Raw genomic sequence first — 19,568 nt, 5'->3', positions numbered from 1 at the left:
GCTCCTTAATTTAAGTTACAGGCTTCAAGGCCTGATAAACGCATGCGTACTTCAAGCTCTGGTAGTTGGCGTGGTTTAACGCCCGCTAAACCTTTTGCAAAAGCGCGAATATGCGCAGGCGTGGTGCCACAGCATCCGCCTACTATATTAATAAAGCCCGATTTACCCCAATCGATAATTTCGGTTGCCATATCGCCCGCTTCTAAGTCGTATTCACCAAACTCATTTGGTAAGCCCGCATTAGGATGTACCGATGTAAAGGTTTCGCACACGCGCGATAACTCTTCTACATACTGGCGCAGTAAATCAGGACCAAGCGCACAGTTTAGACCAATCGAAATAGGCTTAATATGGCGAATAGAATTATAAAATGCTTCGGTTGTTTGCCCCGAAAGCGTACGACCAGAGGCGTCGGTAATAGTACCCGAAATCATAACTGGTAATTTACGCCCTGCTTGCTCAAAGGCTTCTTCAACACCAAACGAGGCGGCTTTTGCATTAAGGGTATCGAATATAGTTTCGATTAGTATTAAATCGGCGCCGCCTTCCATTAATGCAAGTGTTGATTCAATATACGCAGTAACCAGCTTATCAAAGGTGACATTTCGGTAACCCGGATCGTTTACGTCTGGCGAAATTGAACACGTTTTAGATGTCGGCCCTAAAACACCGGCTACATAACGCGGTTTTTCTGGCGTTTTAGCCGTAAATTCATCACAAATGGCGCGTGCTAATTTAGCCGACTCTAGGTTTATTTCACGGCTTAGGCTTGCCATGTCGTAATCTTCCATCGAAATAGTGGTCGAGTTAAACGTGTTGGTTTCGATAATATCGGCGCCCGCTGATAAAAAACCACGATGAATATCAGTGATTAAATCAGGCTTGGTTAGGCTTAATAAATCGTTATTGCCTTTAATTAATACATGCCAGTCTTTAAAACGCTCTCCGCGATAGTCTTCTTCTTCTAGCTTATGATCTTGGATCATGGTGCCCATAGCGCCATCTAAAATTAAAATGCGTTCTTTTAATGCGGCGCTTATTTCGGCTTGCTTATTATTTGTAGGAGCGTTATTCGGCATAGTTGTTAGTCCTCACGTCTTGGCTAACTAAATTAATATCATACGGTGTGGTTTGGTACACGTAGTAATTTAACCAGTTCGAAAAAAGTAAAAAAGCATGGCTTTGCCACGTTTTTGAAGGTTGTTTGGTTGCATCGTCATCCGGAAAGTAATTTTCGGGTTTTGGTGCATTAGGGCTTTTTTTACAATCGCGGTCGTATTCTGCTTTTAGCGAGTCGGCGTCGTACTCAGGATGACCGGTTATAAACACTTGGCTACCCGATTTATTTTTAAGTAAGTAAGCCCCTACTCGCTCAGAACCAGCCAGTACAACTAGCTCATCGCAGGCGTTTATTTTATTTATATCAATGTGACCATAACGTGAGTGCGGTACTAAAAAGGTGTCGTCGAACCCGCGAGTCAGTGCGCCGTGATCAAAGTAACATTGGTGGGTAAATACACCACACAGTTTGTCGTCTTTTAAATCACGCTTTAAATTGTAACGGTGATATAACGCTGCATGTGCTGCCCAGCACGAAAATAACGTAGAGGTAACGTGTTGCTCAGCCCAATCTATAATGACCTTTAACTCATCCCAATACGCTACATCGTCGTATTCTAAATGGGCAAGTGGCGCACCGGTTACAATTAATGCATCGTAATTGTTGTCTTTAACCTCAGAAAAATAACGATAAAAGGTATCAAGGTGCTCTTCTGAATTACTGCTACTGCGGTGAGTATCGAGGCGCAGTAGTTCTACATTTACTTGCAAAGGCGAGTTGGCAAGCAAACGAATAAACTGAACTTCGGTTTCTACTTTATTAGGCATTAAGTTTAAAATAGCCAAACGCATTGGGCGTATTTCTTGCGTTTTTGCACGTGTTTTTGGCATTACAAATACGTTTTCTTGACGTAAACGTGCAATTGCCGGCAACTCGTCTTTTACTGTAATTGGCATATTTTTACTCCTGCTCATAAAAACCGAAAGTTAATTATGAACTGAAAGTAAAAAATATCAACCTCTAGATGTATAGATGTCTAAATGAAATTTATTCATGATTTTATACTTTACTTACAAGCATGCTTTAGTGCTTTAAAACCCGCCATTCGTTGACTGTTTCACCTGTCAGCCACTACAATACAACATTGAAATTTTTATTATTATTTGAAGGCTTTCCTCCATGGTTTTACCTGATAAATTTATATTCTCGATGAGTCGAGTATCTAAGGTTGTGCCACCTAAGCGCACTATCTTAAAAGATATTTCGTTACACTTTTTTCCTGGCGCTAAAATTGGTGTGCTTGGTTTAAACGGTTCTGGTAAATCTACGTTACTACGTATTATGGCCGGTGTTGACCAAGATTTTGAAGGTGATGCACATCCTCAGCCTGGTACAAAAATTGGTTATTTACCGCAAGAGCCTGTTTTAGACGAAAGCAAAACAGTTCGTGAAATTGTTGAAGAAGCTGTTGGCGAAGTTAAACACGCACTTAAACGCCTTGACGAAGTGTATAACGAATACGCCATGGAAGACGCTGACTTTGACGCACTTGCAAAAGAGCAAGGCGAGCTTGAAGCTGTTATTCAGGCGCACGATGGTCACAACATTGATAACGTTTTAGAGCGTGCTGCTGATGCACTTCGTCTGCCAGAATGGGATGCTAAAATTGAGCACCTTTCAGGTGGTGAGCGTCGTCGTGTTGCTATATGTCGATTACTGCTTGAAAAACCAGACATGCTTATTCTCGATGAACCAACTAACCACTTGGATGCTGAGTCGGTTGCATGGTTAGAGCGCTTCTTACACGATTACGAAGGCACTGTTGTGGCGGTAACGCATGACCGTTACTTCCTTGATAATGTAGCTGGTTGGATATTAGAGCTTGACCGTGGTGAAGGTATTCCATGGGAAGGTAACTACTCTTCTTGGCTTGAACAAAAAGATGCGCGCTTACAGCAAGAACAAAAATCTGAAAAAGCACGTCAAAAATCAATTGCGCAAGAACTTGAATGGGTTCGTTCAAATCCTAAAGGTCGTCAAGCTAAGTCAAAAGCACGTATGGCTCAGTTTACTGAAATGCAGCAGTCTGATTACCAAAAACGTAACGAAACTAACGAGATGTTTATTCCACCTGGCCCGCGTTTAGGCGACCAAGTACTTGAAGTAACTAATCTTAGTAAGAGTTTTGGCGATCGCGTTTTAATTGACGATTTAAGCTTTAGTATGCCAAAAGGTGCCATTGTGGGCATTATTGGTGCTAATGGCGCGGGTAAATCAACGCTGTTTAAAATGATCAGTGGTGAGCAAAAGCAAGACAGCGGTAGCATTACCGTTGGCGAAAGCGTACACCTTGCTACTGTTGATCAGTTCCGCGACGGTATGGACGAAAGCAAAACTGTTTTCCAAGAAATATCAGACGGTCAAGACGTGCTAAAAATTGGTAACTTTGAGTTCCAAAGCCGTGCGTATGTAAGTCGCTTTAACTTTAAAGGTAACGATCAGCAAAAGTTTGTTAAAGACCTATCAGGTGGTGAGCGTAACCGTTTACACCTTGCTAAGTTATTAAAAGCTGGCGGCAATGTGTTACTACTCGATGAGCCAACCAATGACTTGGACGTTGAAACACTACGCGCACTAGAGAACGCTATTTTAGAGTTCCCTGGTTGTGTAATGTGTATCTCGCATGACCGTTGGTTCCTTGACCGTATTGCTACGCACATTTTAGATTACCGCGACGAAGGTCAAATTAACTTCTTTGATGGTAACTATACTGAATACGAAGAGTGGCTTAAAAAGACACTAGGTGCAGCAGCAACTGAACCTAAACGTATTAAGTACAAAAAAATTGGTTAATATTTACTGTAGCTAATTTATTACAGTAAAACTAAGCCCTGCATTTATGCGGGGCTTTTTTATGCCACCAGCATTACAGGAGCATATCCTGCTAGCATGTAGAGAATTACCCGCTATGCTTAATTTATTATAAAAATAGTAAGGCTAAATTAGGTTATGCAAAATCGTCGTCAGTTTTCTCGTGTTTTATTTTCAACCGATGCACAAGTGATTTTTAATGATCACCAATACCCATGTAAATTACTTGATGTATCTTTGCATGGCGCATTAATCACTAAATGTGATGCTTTTATTGGCAACCAAAATAGCCAAGCTGTTCTGCGTTTTTCGCTGCCTCAAAGCGAAATAGAAATAAAAATGGAGGTTGTGGTGTGCCATATAGAAGCGGATCATATTGGTTTAAAATGCCACCATATTGATATAGACAGCATTACTTATTTAAAGCGTTTAATAGAGCTAAACTTAGCTGATGACGAACTATTACATCGCGAACTCGCTATGTTGATTCACGACACGCAAGAATAGACTCATTTGGATTAGTTGATTACCATGGTGCAAACTTTTCAACTTGTGTAAACATGACTTTAAATCCACATTTACCTTTGGTGTATCACCCTAACTACTCGTTTAATTTCGATCCAAAGCATCGTTTTGCAATGAGTAAGTTTGCACATTTATATCAGCATGTTGCAGAGCTTGGTTTGATTGGCGATAACCTGGTTGAGCCAATATTAGGCACGCCAGAGCCACTTGAGCTAATACACTGCGAAAATTACATACACGATTTGTGGAATAACCGCTTAGATGAAAAAGCAATGCGCCGCATTGGCCTACCTTGGTCAAAAGAGCTTATGGCACGTACCTTTACAGCTCCTCAAGGTACTTTGCAAACAGCTCGTTTAGCACTTAAACATGGTATAGCGTGCCACTTAGCCGGTGGTACACACCATGCGCATACCGATTTTGGCTCAGGCTACTGCATGGTTAATGATTTAGCCTTTACCACGCAAACTTTAATTGAATCGGGTGAAGTAACTAACGTACTTATTTTTGATTTAGACGTGCACCAAGGTGATGGCACAGCCGCAATGTTAGAGCATCAAGCATACGCTTATACTTGTTCTATCCATTGTGAAAAAAACTTCCCTTTTAGAAAATCCGCTAGCGATTTAGATATTGGCTTAGTCGATAATATGAAAGACGACGAATACCTTGCCTTAGTTGACGACACCTTGAGTTATTTACTTAAAGAGCTAAACCCAAGCTTGGTACTTTACGATGCTGGCGTTGATATTTGGCAAGGCGATGGCTTGGGTAAATTAGATATCAGCTGGGATGGCATAGTTAAGCGCGACCATTTAGTGCTAAAACGCTGCCTTGAACACAACACACCCGTTGCCACAGTAATAGGTGGTGGCTATGATAAAGACCATCTTCGGCTCGCTAAACGCCACGCTATTGTTGTTGAGCAAGCCGCTCGCTTTTAGTTTGAAATAAAAATGTTAAATTCTCGTTCTTATTTAATATGTAAAATAAGAACGAACATATTATGAAGCAACTATTTATTGCCATCGCACTAATTTTTATAAGCTTTACAAGCTATTCGCAAGAAGAAAGCACGCAAGAAACATACCCTAAGTTACCTACATTAAATTTACAAATGGCTGATGGGTCGCCACTCAATACTCAAGATTTATTAGGTCAACCTTACGTTTTACACTTTTGGGCAACGTGGTGTCCGTACTGTAAAAAGCTGCAGCCAGCACTTCAAAAAATTGATGATATGGGCTTAAAAGTTATTGCCGTGAGCTTTAAAGAAGATGACGATGCTACTCCCGCTAAAGCGCTTAGCGATAGAGGTTATACTTTTAAAACAGCCGTAAAAGCCGATGCAATAGCACAGCAATTAGGTATACGAGGCACACCTACTACATTGTTTGTAAATAAAGAAGGCAATGTAATTTGGCTGACTAATACGTCAAACCCAGAGGACGCAAATCTACATTTAAAGGCACGAACATTGTTGCACTCCATATCTGAACAATAATATAGGTCTAAATTTAGTTTAAAAATATAAGTAATATAAACTTTATACTACAATTTAAGCTCATAAATTAATTGAGATTATAATGCGCTTACTACTTACTTTATTACTAATCACTTTAAGTGGCTTTGCCGCAGCTGAAGAAGAAAAAGCAGAACTTCCACCGGTAGACCCCGCTTACAATGCTGAGCACCCTATAGCTTTGGTTAATCAAGGCTCGTCTATTATTGCAATGAATTTACCCACCTATAATTTACCCAATGATGTGCAAGTTGTTTATAAAATAGGAAACCCCGATGTTCCATTTTTAGGCTTTGTTAGAAATGCCGAGTTAATCACCGTAAAGCCACAAGCGTTTAATATTCAGCATTTAATGCGTGGTGAAGAAATTACGATTATTGCCGATATTTACGAGGGTGATTATCAACAAGGTGGTAGTTTAATTTATTCAAAAAAAGAGTTGGTCTTGAGTAAGCAGCTGTATGCCAGAGAACTAAAAGATTTAAGTGAATCATCGCAATGGCAAGACTACGACATGATTACACTAAGCGGCACTGAGCGTATTTATATTCATAAAATTCAAAAAGCGCCGAGCTATAACCATCTTATTTTTGTCGATTTAGTTAATGCGTGTATGCAAAAGCTTCGTACCTCAAAACGTGTCCCAGCTGAAAATGAGCTTACCTATAAGTTTATTAATTGCGGCACGCTTAAACCACTTTATTACAATGCTGATGATTTTAAAAAGTAAAAGAGCGAGTATACGAATGTTCAATTATTTTAATATTTAGGCATAAAAAAAGGCTCTTTCGAGCCTTTGGATTAACTTTGGAATAGTTAAAAATTTTAAATTAGGTAAGCGTTAATAGCTGTGGAGCAACACTATGATAATCAACAGCCATAGCAATGCTTAACGCTGTAATATTAATAATTGAAAATGCGAACACTTTACGTGCCCAACTGCTCATATCAATATTACGACGATAACCACGTAGCGCCATTAGCAACCACCAAAAGCTGGTAATACAAGCAACAGCCATAAAAGCAGCACCTGTGTAGCCAGTAATTGGCAGTAACATCACAACTAATGCGTATACAGCGATGTAAAGTACGATATGGCGCTTTGCTTTATCAATACCTTGCGCCACGGGTAATACAGGAATACCTGCAGCTTGGTAATCTTTAAAGCGAAAAATAGCGATGGCGTAAGAGTGCGGCATTTGCCACAAGCTAAACATAACTAGCAGTATTAATGCGCCCATATCGAACTGCCCTGTTACGGCGCAGTACCCTACTACTGGCGGTACAGCGCCAGAAAGGCTGCCTACAAAAGTGCCATATACTGAGTTGCGTTTCATGTAGAGGCTATAAACCCCTACATAAATTACGTAGCCAAAGGCTGCAAAAAATACCGCGGCTTGAGTGGTATAGGCGATAAGTAAACCAAAGCCAATAACGCCCAATAAAACACCGTGGCTAAGTGCAGCAAAGGCAGACATTTCGCCTGTTACTGTTACCCGCGTACGAGTACGTGCCATGGCTACATCTATGTCTCTATCTATAACATTGTTGATAGCACAGCCCGATGCAACCACTAGCGACAAACCAATTAATGTGGCAATCATTAACCATGGGTCTATATCACCGCGCGAGGCAAGTAAAAACCCACCCGCTACGCTAATCAAATTGCCCATAATAATACCCGGCTTTGTCACTGATAAATAACGACGAAACATCTTCAACTCCTAGTACATCATCATTGCGTTAGATTCATAAATGATCCAAACAGATAACCCAACAACCATTACGATGATCAGAGCACTGAATAGGAATGAGAAAGTACTTGCTCGGCCATTTTCGGTGGTAAAATTAAGGTGTAAAAAGTACTTTAAATGCACCCAAATTTGTACGATTGCAAAAGTAACAATGCTCCAAAGCGTTGTTGCTTTTGAGAAGTCACCTTCCATAACCATATAAAACGGTATAGCAGTTAAAATTACCGATAGCACAAAGCCAATTAAGTAAGTTTTAACACTTCCATGAGATTCATCATGATGATCACTTTGCGCTTGTTTTAACGCATGCGTTTCGCTGTGGCTCATTACATTGCTCCCATCAAATAAACAACGGTAAATACACAAATCCAAACAATGTCTAAGAAGTGCCAAAATAGGCTTAAGCAGCTTAAACGCGTTACGGTTGCTTTGCCTAGACCACGTTTAGCAACTTCAATCATCATTATGGTCATCCAAATTAGTCCAGCCGTTACATGTAATCCATGTAAGCCAACTAATGAGAAAAACGATGTTAAAAAGGCACTTTGTTGTGGGCCATTACCGTGCACAATTAGGTGATGAAATTCGTATACTTCCATACCAATAAACACAGCACCTAAACAAAACGTAACAAATAACCAAGTAAGTGTTAGTGCCTTTTTTTGCCCTTGAGCGGCAATCATGGCAAAGCCAAAGGTAATACTACTAATAAGTAGTGCAGCAGTTTCTACTGCTACAAAGTCGAGTTCAAAAATATCTTTACCCGATACACCACCGGCTGTGTTCATAAATAACACAGCGTAAGTGGCAAAAAACGAGGCAAACAATAGGCAATCGGTCATTAGGTATAACCAAAAACCGAATATGGTGTCACCCGATGTATCGTGATGATCATGCACGTGGGCGTGATCATCGTGCGATACTGATTCTAAATTTGCAGAAAGTGTACTCACGCTTTTAGCTCCTTAATGCCACTTGAATTATACGCAGCTTCAGTGCGTGCAATTTCATCAGGTTGAATATAGTAATCAACATCGCTGGTGTAACAACGTTTGATAAAGATGGCAATTGCGCCGACTAGCCCAACAACAGCTAACCACCAAATATGCCAAATCATTGCAAAACAGAATACTGTTAAGCTTGCTGCCATTAACACGCCAGCTGATGTATTTTTAGGCATATGAATAGGGCTATAGTTTGCTTTATCTTGGTATGCTTGGCCTTTTTCTTTCATGTCGGTCCATGCATCAATATCATCGATGTGTGGAATTGTTGCAAAGTTATAAATTTGCGGAGGTGAACTTGTAGCCCACTCAAGTGTATGGCCGTTCCATGGATCGCCTGTTGTATCGTCAAGCGCTTCACGGTCTCTAAAGCTCACATATAATTGAATTACTTGGCTAACAATACCAAACATAATAATTACAGCACCGCCTGCGGCAATGTATAACCAAATGTTCCAATCTGGGTTGTTAGTGTGGTTTAAACGACGTGTCATACCTAAGAAACCAAGTACGTACAACGGCATAAATGCAACGAAGAAACCGATAATCCAACACCAGAATGATGCTTTGCCCCATTTTTCGTTAAGTTTAAAGCCCATTGCTTTAGGGAACCAAAATACAAAACCAGCTAGGTAGCCAAATACAGCACCACCAATAATGGTGTTATGAAAATGTGCAATTAAGAATAAGCTGTTATGCAGTACGTAATCGGCACCAGGAATAGCAAGTAATACACCGGTCATACCGCCTACGGTAAAGGTAACCATAAAGCCAAGTGTCCAAAGTACCGGTACGCTAATACGTAAGCGACCTCGGTAAATGGTAAATAACCAGTTAAACAACTTAACCCCAGTTGGTACGGCAATAACCATGGTCATTACCCCAAAGAACGCGTTAACGTTAGCACTCGACCCCATCGTAAAGAAGTGATGTAACCAAACAATAAAGCCTAAAATTGAGATTGCACCGCTGGCGTAAACCATCGATTTGTAACCAAATAAACGTTTACCGGCAAAGGTCGAAATAATTTCAGAGAAAATACCAAACGCTGGTAATACTAATATGTATACCTCAGGATGACCCCATGCCCAAAACAGGTTGATGTACATCATGGCGTTACCGCCCAATTCATTGGTAAAGAAGTGGAAATCGAGATAACGGTCAAGCGTTAGCATTGCAAGTACAGCAGTTAAAATTGGGAATGATGCTGCAATTAAGATGTTTGCCCACGTACATGTCCATGTGAAAATTGGCATTTTCATTAGGGTCATACCTGGTGCACGCATTTTAAACACGGTTGCTAAAAAGTTTACTGCTGTTAGAAGTGTACCGAGCCCGGATATTTGCAAGGCCCAAATATAATAATCTACCCCCACCCCAGGGCTAAAGGTCAACTCCGAAAGCGGTGGATAGGCCACCCAACCTGTTTTAGCAAACTCACCAAACACTAGCGACATATTAATTAAAATGGCACCGCTGGCTGTAAACCAAAAGCTTAAGTTATTTAAAAATGGGAATGCAACATCGCGAGCACCAATTTGCAGTGGTAAAACAATGTTCATTAAACCAATCATAAATGGCATAGCCATAAATATGATCATAATTACGCCGTGGGCAGTAAATATTTGGTCGTAGTGTTCAGGTGGTAAATAACCGGGCGCACCACTGGTAGCAAGCGCTAACTGAGCACGCATCATAATGGCATCAGAAAAACCACGGAACAGCATTATTAGTGCTAAAAGAATATACATTACGCCTAAGCGTTTATGATCAACAGACGTGATCCAGTCGCGCCAAAGCACGCCCCATTTTTTATACTTTGTGATAAGCCCGGCAATAATAAGCCCAGCTATAGCAATAACCGACATCGTGAACACAAGAATTGGCTCATGAAACGGAATTGCGTCTATTGTTAGTTTACCTAATAACGACATTATTATTCCTCGCCCTGGCTGTGAGATGATGGCATTGAGTGTTCATCCATTGCTTGATGCTTCTTACTCATTTGCCCATGTTCGCCCATTGCATGTTGCTTTTTGTTCATATCGCCATGTGCCTGCATGTATTTCATAACGATGGTATGAAATAAGCCATCATCAACTTTACCGTAATAAGCAACTGGGTTATTTTCGCTTGCTTTTGCAAGCTCAACATAATTTGCATGAGTAAGATTATTAGCGCTTGAATTCGCTTTTACATCACTCACCCACTTATCAAAACCAGCTTGAGTAGGTGTAGCAATGGCATTAAACTTCATACCAGTAAAGCCTGCACCACTGTAATTTGCCGAAAAGCCTTTAAATGTACCTGGCTCATTAGCAATTAAGTGAAGCTTGGTTTCCATACCGGCCATTGAGTATATTTGACTACCCAATTGCGGAATGAAAAACGAGTTCATTGTGCTCTCTGAAGTGATTTTGTATTCAACAGGTACATTAGCCGGAAACACTAATTCATTAACCGTAGCAATACCTTGCTCAGGATAAATAAATAGCCACTTCCAGTTTAATGAAACCACTTCAACAGTAAGATGCTTACCTTTACCTTCAATTGGTTTGTAAGGGTCTAGCTCTTGGGTAGACACCCAGGTAATAACACCTAAAATAATCACAATAACAATAGGGACAGCCCAAACTGCGGCTTCAATTTTATTTGAATGAGCCCATTTTGGAGCGTAAATTTCATGAGTTTGCGTGTCTCTATATTTCCATGCGAAATACAAAGTCATCACAATAACGGGAACGACTACAAGCAACATAAGCACGGTTGCGATGATGATTAAATTTTTCTCATCTATGCCTATCTGCCCTTTTGGATCGAGTATCCCGCCTTTACAGCCTGACAACGCCAGCACTGTACTAGCTAAAGCAATATTACAAAGGTTACGAATTAACAAGGGAGTATCCTACAAACCTAAAAGTTCTAATTTGCTGCTTTAAATAAAAAACAAAGCAACGATTTTTCGGTAAAAACCCAAGTTAACTGGAATTAAATTATAAAAAATAAGGGGGCTATTCAAAACCTAAAGCTCATGCCAATAATGACCTAGCAACAAACCCAGCTTTCTAAACGCATTTATATAACGTAATAAAAGTTAACTTGGGTGAGTGGTGGTTGGCTGAAATGTGTTTAAAAAACACTGAGCTACTTTGTTTTAGCTAACCTTAATTATTTACAGCAAGAACAAATAATTAAAACCAGCAACAAAATGCAGCCCTACAGACAACCTGTAAAGCTAGGTGGAGCACGACAACCGTGTGCAACTTGCACTGGCTGAAGAACTTTAGCCTCGCTAAAAGCAAAGGCTGCTTTACGGAGGATAATTCCAGCACGACGCGCTGGAAAAATATGGAACAATAACCAACAAAGGCCAATAAGTAACTGACTTGAAATGATTGGATGAGCTAAAAATCCAGCAATAGTAAGTAACAGGGGCTCTACAATAAACCCATCACTCAATAATGCTTCAAGCTTGAAGGCATCCTCTAATGCACCACTTAACAACATTACAGTATTAAACACTAATAAAGTTATAGCTACACACACGCCCTTGCCTGCTTTATTCAAGCGCTCACACGTCGGCGGCTCGCCAGAGGCAAGATCCGTATTTGTATGATGCAAAGAAAGTATGTTCAAAAACATTAACCTACTAAAATGACTATAACAAAATTAGAGTAATACAGTTTGCAATGGAAAAATCAAAAAAACATCGCTGCTGTAAGCCCTAAAACCAGGTGCTAAATACGATCAAATCCGGTTAGCACAAATTTACCTTGTGAAAATTGATCCGTATCAATCAAACTTTCAAAACTTACTGAAAGTTCGAACGTGAGTATAACAAAGAGAATTTTCTGTTCAACTAAAAATCAATTAATTTGAGTTAAGCTTTCGAAGCTATTTTGTTAATAAAAAATAACATGATAATAAACAATCAATTAGAACAAATAAAAAACGATTTAAATAGAAATATTTAATAGAATTATAGCTTTTTAGGAGGGGGTAATAATTGTGTGGCACAAATAAAAACAGCCCAAATTCAGTCACCACCGAACTTGAGCCGCCTTTCACACTGACAACATCTTCACACACAATATAAAGATTTTTGGTTTACATTACGTGGCAATTGTAGGGAATAAAAACAACTCAAATACAGTCACCACCGGATTTGAGCTGCCTTTCACACTGACAACATCTTCACACACAATATAAAGATTTTTTGTTTACACTGCGTGGCATTGTAGGAAAATAAAAACAACTCAAATACAGTCACCACCGGATTTGAGCTGCCTTTCACACTGACAACATCTTCACACACAATATAAAGATTTTTTGTTTACACTGCGTGGCATTGTAGGGAAATAAAAACAACTCAAATACAGTCACCACCGGATTTGAGCTGCCTTTCACACTGACAACATCTTCACACACAATATAAAGATTTTTTGTTTACACTGCGTGGCATTGTAGGGAAATAAAAACAACTCAAACTCAGTCACCACCGGATTTGAGTTGCCTTTCACACTGACAACATCTTCACACACAATATAAAGATTCTTGGTTTACACTACGTGGCAATTGCAAGGAAATAAAAACAACTCAAACTCGTTCTTTATGGAAGTGAATCCACCGAACTTGAGTTGCCTTTCACACTGACAACATCTTCACACACAATATAAAGATTCTTTTAAGCGAGGCTAACTTGCCTCAAGCTTATGACGAGAGCCTTGCCCTGTGTCTATGATTAAACTTTAGAGTGTTAGCTCCAATTTGACAAACGAGAAAAATAAACCTAATAGGTGAAAAAAACTAAACTATATACTTTCGTCTAATACATTAAGATTGGATTGCTTTGGAAGCCAAGGAGTTGATGAGTTTTACAGGCACAAAAAAAGCGCTATAAAGCGCTTTTTAATATTTAAGACGGGCTTAAATAATTTGATTTTCTTTCCAAGCTTGCTCTTTTGCTAAACGGTTTTTGCGTTTATCACATGGATCATCGCAATCACAGGCTTTATCAATACCGACCGAGCCTAAACCACCACAGCTACTCGCCATAGATTTTTTTTGCACGATCATACCAACGGCCATAGCCGAAACTATCAAAATTAGTAAGCCAAAAGTAAGAAGAAAAAGTGACATTGCTTAGCCCCTATTGATCAGCAATTAATTAAACTCAAACATTTTTGAGCAACTGCTATTATATACCCAAATAACACGGAAATAAACAAGCCAGCGCCATACTACAAATAAGGTTTGAATGCAGGGCTTGAGTAAGTAACTAAACCATCTTTTGATTTACCTATTAAGTACACTGGTAAATCGTGCTGCTGAGCATAGGCTTGCGCTTTCTCCATACCCATCACAGTAAGTGCAGTTGCTAAGCCATCTGCTGTCATAGCGCTTGGATGAAGCACTGTTACTGACACTAAGTCGTGCTTAATAGGCATGCCGGTTACGGGATCAATTAAATGAGTATAGATCTCGCCATCCATTTTATAAAAAATACGGTAATCACCCGACGTAGCAATACCATTTGTACCTGGCGATAAAACACGATGTACTTTACGCTCACCTGGCGCAGCATCTGGTTGCTCTATCGCAATTTTCCAATACTGATTATTTGGCTTTTCACCTGCTATACGCAGCTCTCCACCAATCTCAACCATGTAATTGGTAATACTGTGGCTTTCTAATAACTGCGCTACTTTATCAATACCATAGCCTTTAGCCGTTGCCGAAAAAGAAAGCTCTAGTCCATTAACTGTTTTAGCCAAGCCTTGCTTATTTAAAATAAGTTTATCAATACCTATTTTTTCGACCATACTCGCAAGCTCTTCATCACTAGGGCGATTTGTTGGTTTTTTATCAGGACCAAAGCCCCATAAATCAATTAAAGGCCCCATAGTGACATCGAGTGTTTTAGTTGACTCACCTAAGCGGATGGACTCACTGATAACTGCCCTAAAATCTTCGCTAATTGGCATAACTTGATTTGCTGGTAATCTGTTAAATGTATTTATTTCAGAGTCTTCTATATAAGTAGACATAGACTGATTCACATCTTTTAAAACAGCATCTATTTGCAGCTGTAATTGTGAGGCAGATAGCTGGCCCTGCTCATCGTAATATTTAATATGATAAGTGGTGCCCATAGTCTTACCTTCTAAAAAGGTTTCCCTCGACTCTGGTTTTTCACTACACCCAGACAGTAATAAGGTCAGTGTGATTAGTAAAAAGGCCATTATGCCTTGTGAAGTACTTACTCGATTCATAACAGCTCTACTTAATAGATTGATAAAATTAAAGAATAAAAAAAGCCTCGTAACACAAGTGCTACGAGGCTGGTATTTTAACCAAAACTAAACTGTTTTGGTATTAGTGTTAGCCACCGAAGTCATCTAGTAAGATATTTTCGTCTTCAACACCTAAATCTTTAAGCATAGTAATAACTGCCGCGTTCATCATTGGAGGACCACACATGTAGTACTCACAATCTTCCGGCGCTTCGTGATCTTTAAGATAGTTCTCAAATAACACGTTATGGATAAAGCCAGTATAGCCTTCCCAGTTATCTTCAGGTTGTGGATCTGAAAGTGCTGTATGCCATACGAAATTAGGATTTTCAGCGGCTAGGCCGTCAAAATCTTCTACGTAGAACATTTCACGTTCAGAACGTGCACCATACCAAAAGCTCATCTTACGTTTAGAGTTCAAACGTTTAAGTTGGTCAAAGATATGTGAACGCATTGGCGCCATACCAGCACCACCGCCAACAAAGATCATTTCTGCATCTGTGTCTTTAGCAAAGAACTCACCAAATGGACCTGAAATAGTTACCTTGTCGCCTTTTGTAAGTGACCAAATGTACGAAGACATTTTACCACATGGCAAGCTTAGGTTTCTTGGAGGCGGAGCAGCAATACGCACGTTAAGCATAATGATGCCTTCTTCTTCTGGGTAGTTAGCCATTGAGTATGCACGAATTGTTTCTTCGTCTACTTTTGACTCCAGATCGAAGAAACCAAAATGGTTCCAATCGCCACGATATTCTTCAGGAACATCGAAATCTGCATATTTAACATGATGAGGTGGCGCTTCGATTTGGATGTAACCACCCGCACGGAAAGGCACTGACTCATCACCAGGGATTTGCAGTTTAAGTTCTTTAATGAACGTTGCTTTGTTATCGTTAGAGATAACTTCACAATCCCATTTTTTAACACCGAAAATTGACTCTTCAAGTTCAATTTCCATGTCGTTTTTAACATTTACCTGACACGCTAAACGACAGCCTTCACGGGCTTCACCTTTAGAAATGTGATCAAGTTCAGTTGGCAGGATATCGCCGCCACCTTCTTTAATGTGAACACGACACTGACCACAAGAGCCACCGCCACCACATGCAGATGATACGAAAATACCTGACTCAGATAATGCACTTAAAAGCTTATTACCTGCTGATGTAGTAATGGCTTTATCTTTATCGCCATTAATACCGATGATGATGTCGCCGCTCGCAACTAACTGAGATTTAGCACCAATGATCACTAAAACTAGTAGTACAACGATAGCGATGAAAACACCAACGCCTAAGAAAATCTGATAATCCATGATTTATCCTCGCTACCTTTACAGTGAAATACCAGAGAATGACATAAAGCCAAGTCCCATTAAACCAACAGTGATGAAGGTAATACCTAAACCACGTAAGCCATCTGGCACGTCTGAATACTTCAGTTTCTCACGGATACCTGCAAGTAATGTAATTGCAAGCGCCCAACCAACACCAGCGCCAATACCATAGACAACAGACTCGCCGAAGTTATAGTTACGCTCAACCATGAATGATACCGCACCAAATATTGCACAGTTAACTGTGATAAGTGGTAAGAAGATACCTAACGCGTTGTATAGTGCAGGGAAAAACTTATCTAATGCCATTTCAAGAATTTGCACAAGTGCTGCAATAACACCAATGAAAGTTAAGAAACGTAAAAAGCTAAGATCCGCATCTGGGTAACCTAACCAAGTAAGTGAACCTGGTGCAAGTACCGCATGATAAACCAAGTTGTTAACAGGTACCGAAATACCCAATACAACTATAACCGCTATACCTAGGCCAATTGATGTAGTTACTTTTTTAGATACTGCTAAAAAAGTACACATGCCTAAGAAGAATGACAACGCTAAGTTCTCAATAAAAACGGCTTTTACAAATAAACTAATATAATGTTCCACTATTTGCCCCTTACGCTTTAGCTTCTACTTGGTCTTTCTTATAAGTACGAAGTACCCATATGAATAAACCAATGATGAAGAATGCACTCGGTGGTAAGATCAATAGACCCATAGGCTGATACCAACCGCCATCTTGTACTAATGGGATAATATCAACACCGAATAGTGAACCCTTACCGAATAGCTCACGAATGAAACCAACAGTAAGTAGTACTACAGAGTAACCTAAGCCATTACCAATACCGTCAAGGAAAGACATAATTGGTGGCGACTTCATCGCATATGCTTCAGCACGACCCATTACAATACAGTTAGTAATAATTAGACCAACGAATACAGAAAGCTCTTTTGCCGTAGCGTAAGAGAATGCCTGTAATACTTGGTCAACAACGATTACCAACGATGCAATAATTGTCATTTGTACGATGATACGAACAGATGATGGGATCTGGTTACGAATAAGCGAGATAAAGAAGCTCGAAAATGCAGTTACTAATGTCAATGCGATTGACATGATTAACGCATTTTTTAAGCTAGACGTTACCGCTAGCGCAGAACAAATACCAAGTACTTGTAGTGCGATTGGGTTGTTAGCTAAAACCGGACCAAATAGGACCGCCTTCATTTCTTTAGTATCAGCCATTATTTCAATGCTCCTTTACGTACTTTCGCAAGGAAAGGGCCAAAGCCATTTTCGCCAGTCCAAAAGTCAACTGCATGATCAACACCGTTAGACGTTAATGTAGCACCTGAAAGACCATCGATCTTATGCTCATCATTGCCCGCAGTACCTTTAACAATTTGAATTGGAAGTTCTTTACCTTCCCATGTAGCAGTCCACTGTGGATTTTGGATTTCGCCACCTAGACCTGGGGTTTCATTATGCTTGTAAAAGATAATGCTCTTAACTGTTTCAGCGTCGCTTTCAAGCGAGATAAAACCGTACATTAAGCCCCATAAGCCGTAGCCTTGGATAGGAAGAATAATTGCATCAACTGAGCCATCTTCTTTTTTAGAGATATACACCGGCGACTCTTTAGTCACACGTTGAATACCAGCAATATCTTTAACGCCTTTCTCTTGAAGAGAAACACTTAGCGCTGCATCATATTTGCTTTTTTCAAAATCAAAAATTGTTGGGTCTGTATCTACAAACTCACCTGTAGTCATGTTTACAACGCGCGCTTCGATTTTTGCATCAAATGTTTCTAAAACATTTTCAACTTTATCGATACCCGCAGCAGCCAAGATATTGCTTTGAATATCTTTGTTTTTATTAGCTTGCTGTAAAGGACGAAGCTGTACAGAAGCAAACGATACAATGATTGCACACACTAAACATAGTGCTACAACAACTGATAACGTTTTACCGATTGATTCGTTATTACTAGACATTACGTGCCAACCTCCGCTTAATATTAGCCTGCACTACAAAGTGATCGAACAGTGGAGCGAATAAGTTAGCAAATAAGATTGCTAGCATCATACCTTCTGGGAAAGCAGGATTCACAACACGTATCATAACCACCATAAAGCCAATTAATAGACCATATGCCAATTTACCTTTGTCAGTAAATGCAGCTGATACAGGGTCAGTAGCCATAAAGAACATACCAAACGCAAAGCCACCTAGTACTAAATGCCAATACCAAGGCATTGCAAATACAGGGTTAGTTTCTGAGCCAACAGCATTTAGTAAAAATGCAGTTGCTACCATACCTAGGAATACACCTAGTACGATGCGCCAAGAAGCGATACGAACGTAAATTAAGAACAAACCACCTACTAACAATGCAAGTGTAGATGTTTCACCTACAGAACCTTGAATGAAACCGTAAAACGCATTCCACCATAATTCCATGTTTGCAAAGTCTAGTTGCCCAATGAAAGCTTGGCCTAGCATAGTTGCACCAGAGAAAGAATCTACTGCTGTCCATACTGTGTCACCCGAGATTTGAGCTGGGTATGCGAAGAATAAGAACGCACGACCGGCTAAAGCAGGGTTTAAGAAGTTACGGCCAGTACCACCAAAGATTTCTTTAGCGATTACTACACCAAACGTAATACCTAACGCAACTTGCCATAAAGGAATCGTTGCAGGCAAAATAAGTGCGAATAATACTGAAGTAACGAAGAAACCTTCGTTAATTTCATGCTTACGCACAGAAGCAAATATTACTTCCCAAAAACCACCTACTGCAAATGTTACCGCGTAGATAGGTAGGAAGAAACATGCTCCATAGAACATCTTAGCGCCCCAGCCTGCATCAGCGGTTAATTCACCACCGAATAACTGGAACAAACCAACTTGCCACGTGTTTGCTAGTTCAAAACCTTGTGCTAAAGCACCTGCGGCCTGATGACCGATATTGAACATACCAAAAAACATAGCTGGGAACGTCGCCATCCACACTAAAATCATCATGCGTTTTAGGTCGATATTATCGCGTACGTGTGTCGCGCCTTTATTTACGTAGCCTGGTGTATAAAAAATAGTTGCAGCTGCTTCATACAGTGCATAAAACTTCTCATATTTACCACCGGCTTCAAAATTCGGCTCGATATCTTCTAGATATTTTTTTAAACCCATCTCT

At 40.0% G+C, this 19,568-nt stretch carries 20 protein-coding genes; 5 read left to right on the top strand and 15 right to left on the bottom strand.

Going from position 1 to position 19,568, the window contains the following annotated elements; all coding sequences use genetic code 11:
• Window positions 1-5 precede the first annotated feature (5 nt).
• Window positions 6-1,079, bottom strand: coding sequence for a homocysteine S-methyltransferase family protein (locus I6F43_RS06040; protein WP_166378502.1), 1,074 nt, complete (start codon window positions 1,077-1,079; stop codon window positions 6-8).
• Window positions 1,069-2,016, bottom strand: coding sequence for a homoserine O-succinyltransferase (locus tag I6F43_RS06035; protein ID WP_010555178.1), 948 nt, complete (start codon window positions 2,014-2,016; stop codon window positions 1,069-1,071). Before I6F43_RS06035 ends, I6F43_RS06040 begins: the two co-directional genes overlap by 11 nt.
• Before the next feature lie 223 nt (window positions 2,017-2,239).
• On the opposite strand from I6F43_RS06035, the gene ettA reads away from it, so the two are divergent.
• The 5 genes from ettA (at window position 2,240) to I6F43_RS06010 (ending at window position 6,708) form a co-directional block, all read left to right on the top strand.
• Window positions 2,240-3,913, top strand: coding sequence for an energy-dependent translational throttle protein EttA (gene ettA, locus I6F43_RS06030; RefSeq protein WP_197101443.1), 1,674 nt, complete (start codon window positions 2,240-2,242; stop codon window positions 3,911-3,913).
• 156 nt (window positions 3,914-4,069) lie between these two features.
• Window positions 4,070-4,438, top strand: a complete 369-nt coding sequence (locus I6F43_RS06025; protein ID WP_007581201.1) for a PilZ domain-containing protein — start codon at window positions 4,070-4,072, stop codon at window positions 4,436-4,438.
• A 53-nt stretch (window positions 4,439-4,491) separates the two neighbouring features.
• The gene (locus I6F43_RS06020; protein ID WP_197101442.1) at window positions 4,492-5,400 is read left to right on the top strand and encodes a histone deacetylase family protein; all 909 of its coding nucleotides are present in this window, start codon (window positions 4,492-4,494) and stop codon (window positions 5,398-5,400) included.
• A 62-nt stretch (window positions 5,401-5,462) separates the two neighbouring features.
• The gene (locus I6F43_RS06015; RefSeq protein WP_165721281.1) at window positions 5,463-5,960 is read left to right on the top strand and encodes a TlpA family protein disulfide reductase; all 498 of its coding nucleotides are present in this window, start codon (window positions 5,463-5,465) and stop codon (window positions 5,958-5,960) included.
• 82 nt (window positions 5,961-6,042) lie between these two features.
• A complete protein-coding gene (locus I6F43_RS06010) occupies window positions 6,043-6,708 on the top strand; it encodes a hypothetical protein (RefSeq protein WP_165721280.1) in 666 nt (221 codons plus the stop codon).
• A gap of 100 nt (window positions 6,709-6,808) precedes the next feature.
• On the opposite strand, the gene cyoE is transcribed toward I6F43_RS06010, so the two are convergent.
• From cyoE to I6F43_RS05945, 13 genes are all read right to left on the bottom strand, one after another.
• Window positions 6,809-7,693: a heme o synthase gene (gene cyoE, locus I6F43_RS06005; RefSeq protein WP_007581172.1), complete on the bottom strand. Its 885-nt coding sequence runs from the start codon at window positions 7,691-7,693 to the stop codon at window positions 6,809-6,811.
• A 9-nt stretch (window positions 7,694-7,702) separates the two neighbouring features.
• A complete protein-coding gene (gene cyoD / locus I6F43_RS06000) occupies window positions 7,703-8,059 on the bottom strand; it encodes a cytochrome o ubiquinol oxidase subunit IV (RefSeq protein WP_024589276.1) in 357 nt (118 codons plus the stop codon).
• Window positions 8,059-8,685, bottom strand: coding sequence for a cytochrome o ubiquinol oxidase subunit III (gene cyoC, locus I6F43_RS05995; RefSeq protein ID WP_024589277.1), 627 nt, complete (start codon window positions 8,683-8,685; stop codon window positions 8,059-8,061). The genes cyoD and cyoC overlap by 1 nt, the downstream gene beginning before the upstream one ends.
• Window positions 8,682-10,670 (bottom strand): cytochrome o ubiquinol oxidase subunit I, encoded by a 1,989-nt coding sequence (gene cyoB, locus I6F43_RS05990; protein ID WP_007581166.1) that lies wholly within the window; start codon window positions 10,668-10,670, stop codon window positions 8,682-8,684. Before cyoB ends, cyoC begins: the two co-directional genes overlap by 4 nt.
• 2 nt (window positions 10,671-10,672) lie before the next feature.
• A complete protein-coding gene (cyoA, locus tag I6F43_RS05985; RefSeq protein WP_024608764.1) occupies window positions 10,673-11,632 on the bottom strand; it encodes a ubiquinol oxidase subunit II in 960 nt (319 codons plus the stop codon).
• A gap of 320 nt (window positions 11,633-11,952) precedes the next feature.
• A complete protein-coding gene (locus tag I6F43_RS05980; protein WP_197101441.1) occupies window positions 11,953-12,372 on the bottom strand; it encodes a hypothetical protein in 420 nt (139 codons plus the stop codon).
• Between the two features lie 1,290 nt (window positions 12,373-13,662).
• Window positions 13,663-13,875, bottom strand: coding sequence for a (Na+)-NQR maturation NqrM (gene nqrM / locus I6F43_RS05975; protein WP_007376137.1), 213 nt, complete (start codon window positions 13,873-13,875; stop codon window positions 13,663-13,665).
• Between the two features lie 101 nt (window positions 13,876-13,976).
• Window positions 13,977-15,008 (bottom strand): FAD:protein FMN transferase, encoded by a 1,032-nt coding sequence (locus tag I6F43_RS05970; RefSeq protein WP_197101440.1) that lies wholly within the window; start codon window positions 15,006-15,008, stop codon window positions 13,977-13,979.
• Between the two features lie 109 nt (window positions 15,009-15,117).
• Entirely contained in the window at window positions 15,118-16,347 is a 1,230-nt protein-coding gene (gene nqrF, locus I6F43_RS05965) for an NADH:ubiquinone reductase (Na(+)-transporting) subunit F (protein ID WP_007584893.1), read from the bottom strand.
• Between the two features lie 18 nt (window positions 16,348-16,365).
• On the bottom strand, window positions 16,366-16,974 hold the full coding sequence (gene nqrE / locus I6F43_RS05960) for an NADH:ubiquinone reductase (Na(+)-transporting) subunit E (protein WP_002958896.1): 609 nt from the start codon (window positions 16,972-16,974) through the stop codon (window positions 16,366-16,368).
• A 10-nt stretch (window positions 16,975-16,984) separates the two neighbouring features.
• Window positions 16,985-17,617, bottom strand: a complete 633-nt coding sequence (locus tag I6F43_RS05955; RefSeq protein WP_007584891.1) for an NADH:ubiquinone reductase (Na(+)-transporting) subunit D — start codon at window positions 17,615-17,617, stop codon at window positions 16,985-16,987.
• Window positions 17,617-18,369, bottom strand: coding sequence for a Na(+)-translocating NADH-quinone reductase subunit C (locus tag I6F43_RS05950; RefSeq protein WP_007584890.1), 753 nt, complete (start codon window positions 18,367-18,369; stop codon window positions 17,617-17,619). Before I6F43_RS05950 ends, I6F43_RS05955 begins: the two co-directional genes overlap by 1 nt.
• Complete coding sequence (locus I6F43_RS05945; protein WP_007584889.1) at window positions 18,362-19,564, bottom strand: NADH:ubiquinone reductase (Na(+)-transporting) subunit B; 1,203 nt, start codon at window positions 19,562-19,564, stop codon at window positions 18,362-18,364. The genes I6F43_RS05950 and I6F43_RS05945 overlap by 8 nt, the downstream gene beginning before the upstream one ends.
• Between the last annotated feature and the right edge of the window lie 4 nt (window positions 19,565-19,568).

Source organism: Pseudoalteromonas sp. NZS71_1 (genome assembly GCF_015864305.1).
GTDB lineage: Bacteria > Pseudomonadota > Gammaproteobacteria > Enterobacterales > Alteromonadaceae > Pseudoalteromonas > Pseudoalteromonas arctica.
Note: the sequence above shows the minus strand (reverse complement) of the source record. Positions and strands in the feature narration are given on the sequence as shown.

Coding starts and splice junctions, on each gene's coding strand:
- I6F43_RS06040 (WP_166378502.1), bottom strand. CDS start 1,079: ATGCCGAATAACGCTCCTACAAATAATAAGCAAGCCGAAATAAGCGCC.
- I6F43_RS06035 (WP_010555178.1), bottom strand. CDS start 2,016: ATGCCAATTACAGTAAAAGACGAGTTGCCGGCAATTGCACGTTTACGT.
- ettA (WP_197101443.1), top strand. CDS start 2,240: ATGGTTTTACCTGATAAATTTATATTCTCGATGAGTCGAGTATCTAAG.
- I6F43_RS06025 (WP_007581201.1), top strand. CDS start 4,070: ATGCAAAATCGTCGTCAGTTTTCTCGTGTTTTATTTTCAACCGATGCA.
- I6F43_RS06020 (WP_197101442.1), top strand. CDS start 4,492: ATGACTTTAAATCCACATTTACCTTTGGTGTATCACCCTAACTACTCG.
- I6F43_RS06015 (WP_165721281.1), top strand. CDS start 5,463: ATGAAGCAACTATTTATTGCCATCGCACTAATTTTTATAAGCTTTACA.
- I6F43_RS06010 (WP_165721280.1), top strand. CDS start 6,043: ATGCGCTTACTACTTACTTTATTACTAATCACTTTAAGTGGCTTTGCC.
- cyoE (WP_007581172.1), bottom strand. CDS start 7,693: ATGTTTCGTCGTTATTTATCAGTGACAAAGCCGGGTATTATTATGGGC.
- cyoD (WP_024589276.1), bottom strand. CDS start 8,059: ATGAGCCACAGCGAAACGCATGCGTTAAAACAAGCGCAAAGTGATCAT.
- cyoB (WP_007581166.1), bottom strand. CDS start 10,670: ATGTCGTTATTAGGTAAACTAACAATAGACGCAATTCCGTTTCATGAG.
- nqrM (WP_007376137.1), bottom strand. CDS start 13,875: ATGTCACTTTTTCTTCTTACTTTTGGCTTACTAATTTTGATAGTTTCG.
- I6F43_RS05970 (WP_197101440.1), bottom strand. CDS start 15,008: ATGAATCGAGTAAGTACTTCACAAGGCATAATGGCCTTTTTACTAATC.
- nqrF (WP_007584893.1), bottom strand. CDS start 16,347: ATGGATTATCAGATTTTCTTAGGCGTTGGTGTTTTCATCGCTATCGTT.
- I6F43_RS05955 (WP_007584891.1), bottom strand. CDS start 17,617: ATGGCTGATACTAAAGAAATGAAGGCGGTCCTATTTGGTCCGGTTTTA.
- I6F43_RS05950 (WP_007584890.1), bottom strand. CDS start 18,369: ATGTCTAGTAATAACGAATCAATCGGTAAAACGTTATCAGTTGTTGTA.
- I6F43_RS05945 (WP_007584889.1), bottom strand. CDS start 19,564: ATGGGTTTAAAAAAATATCTAGAAGATATCGAGCCGAATTTTGAAGCC.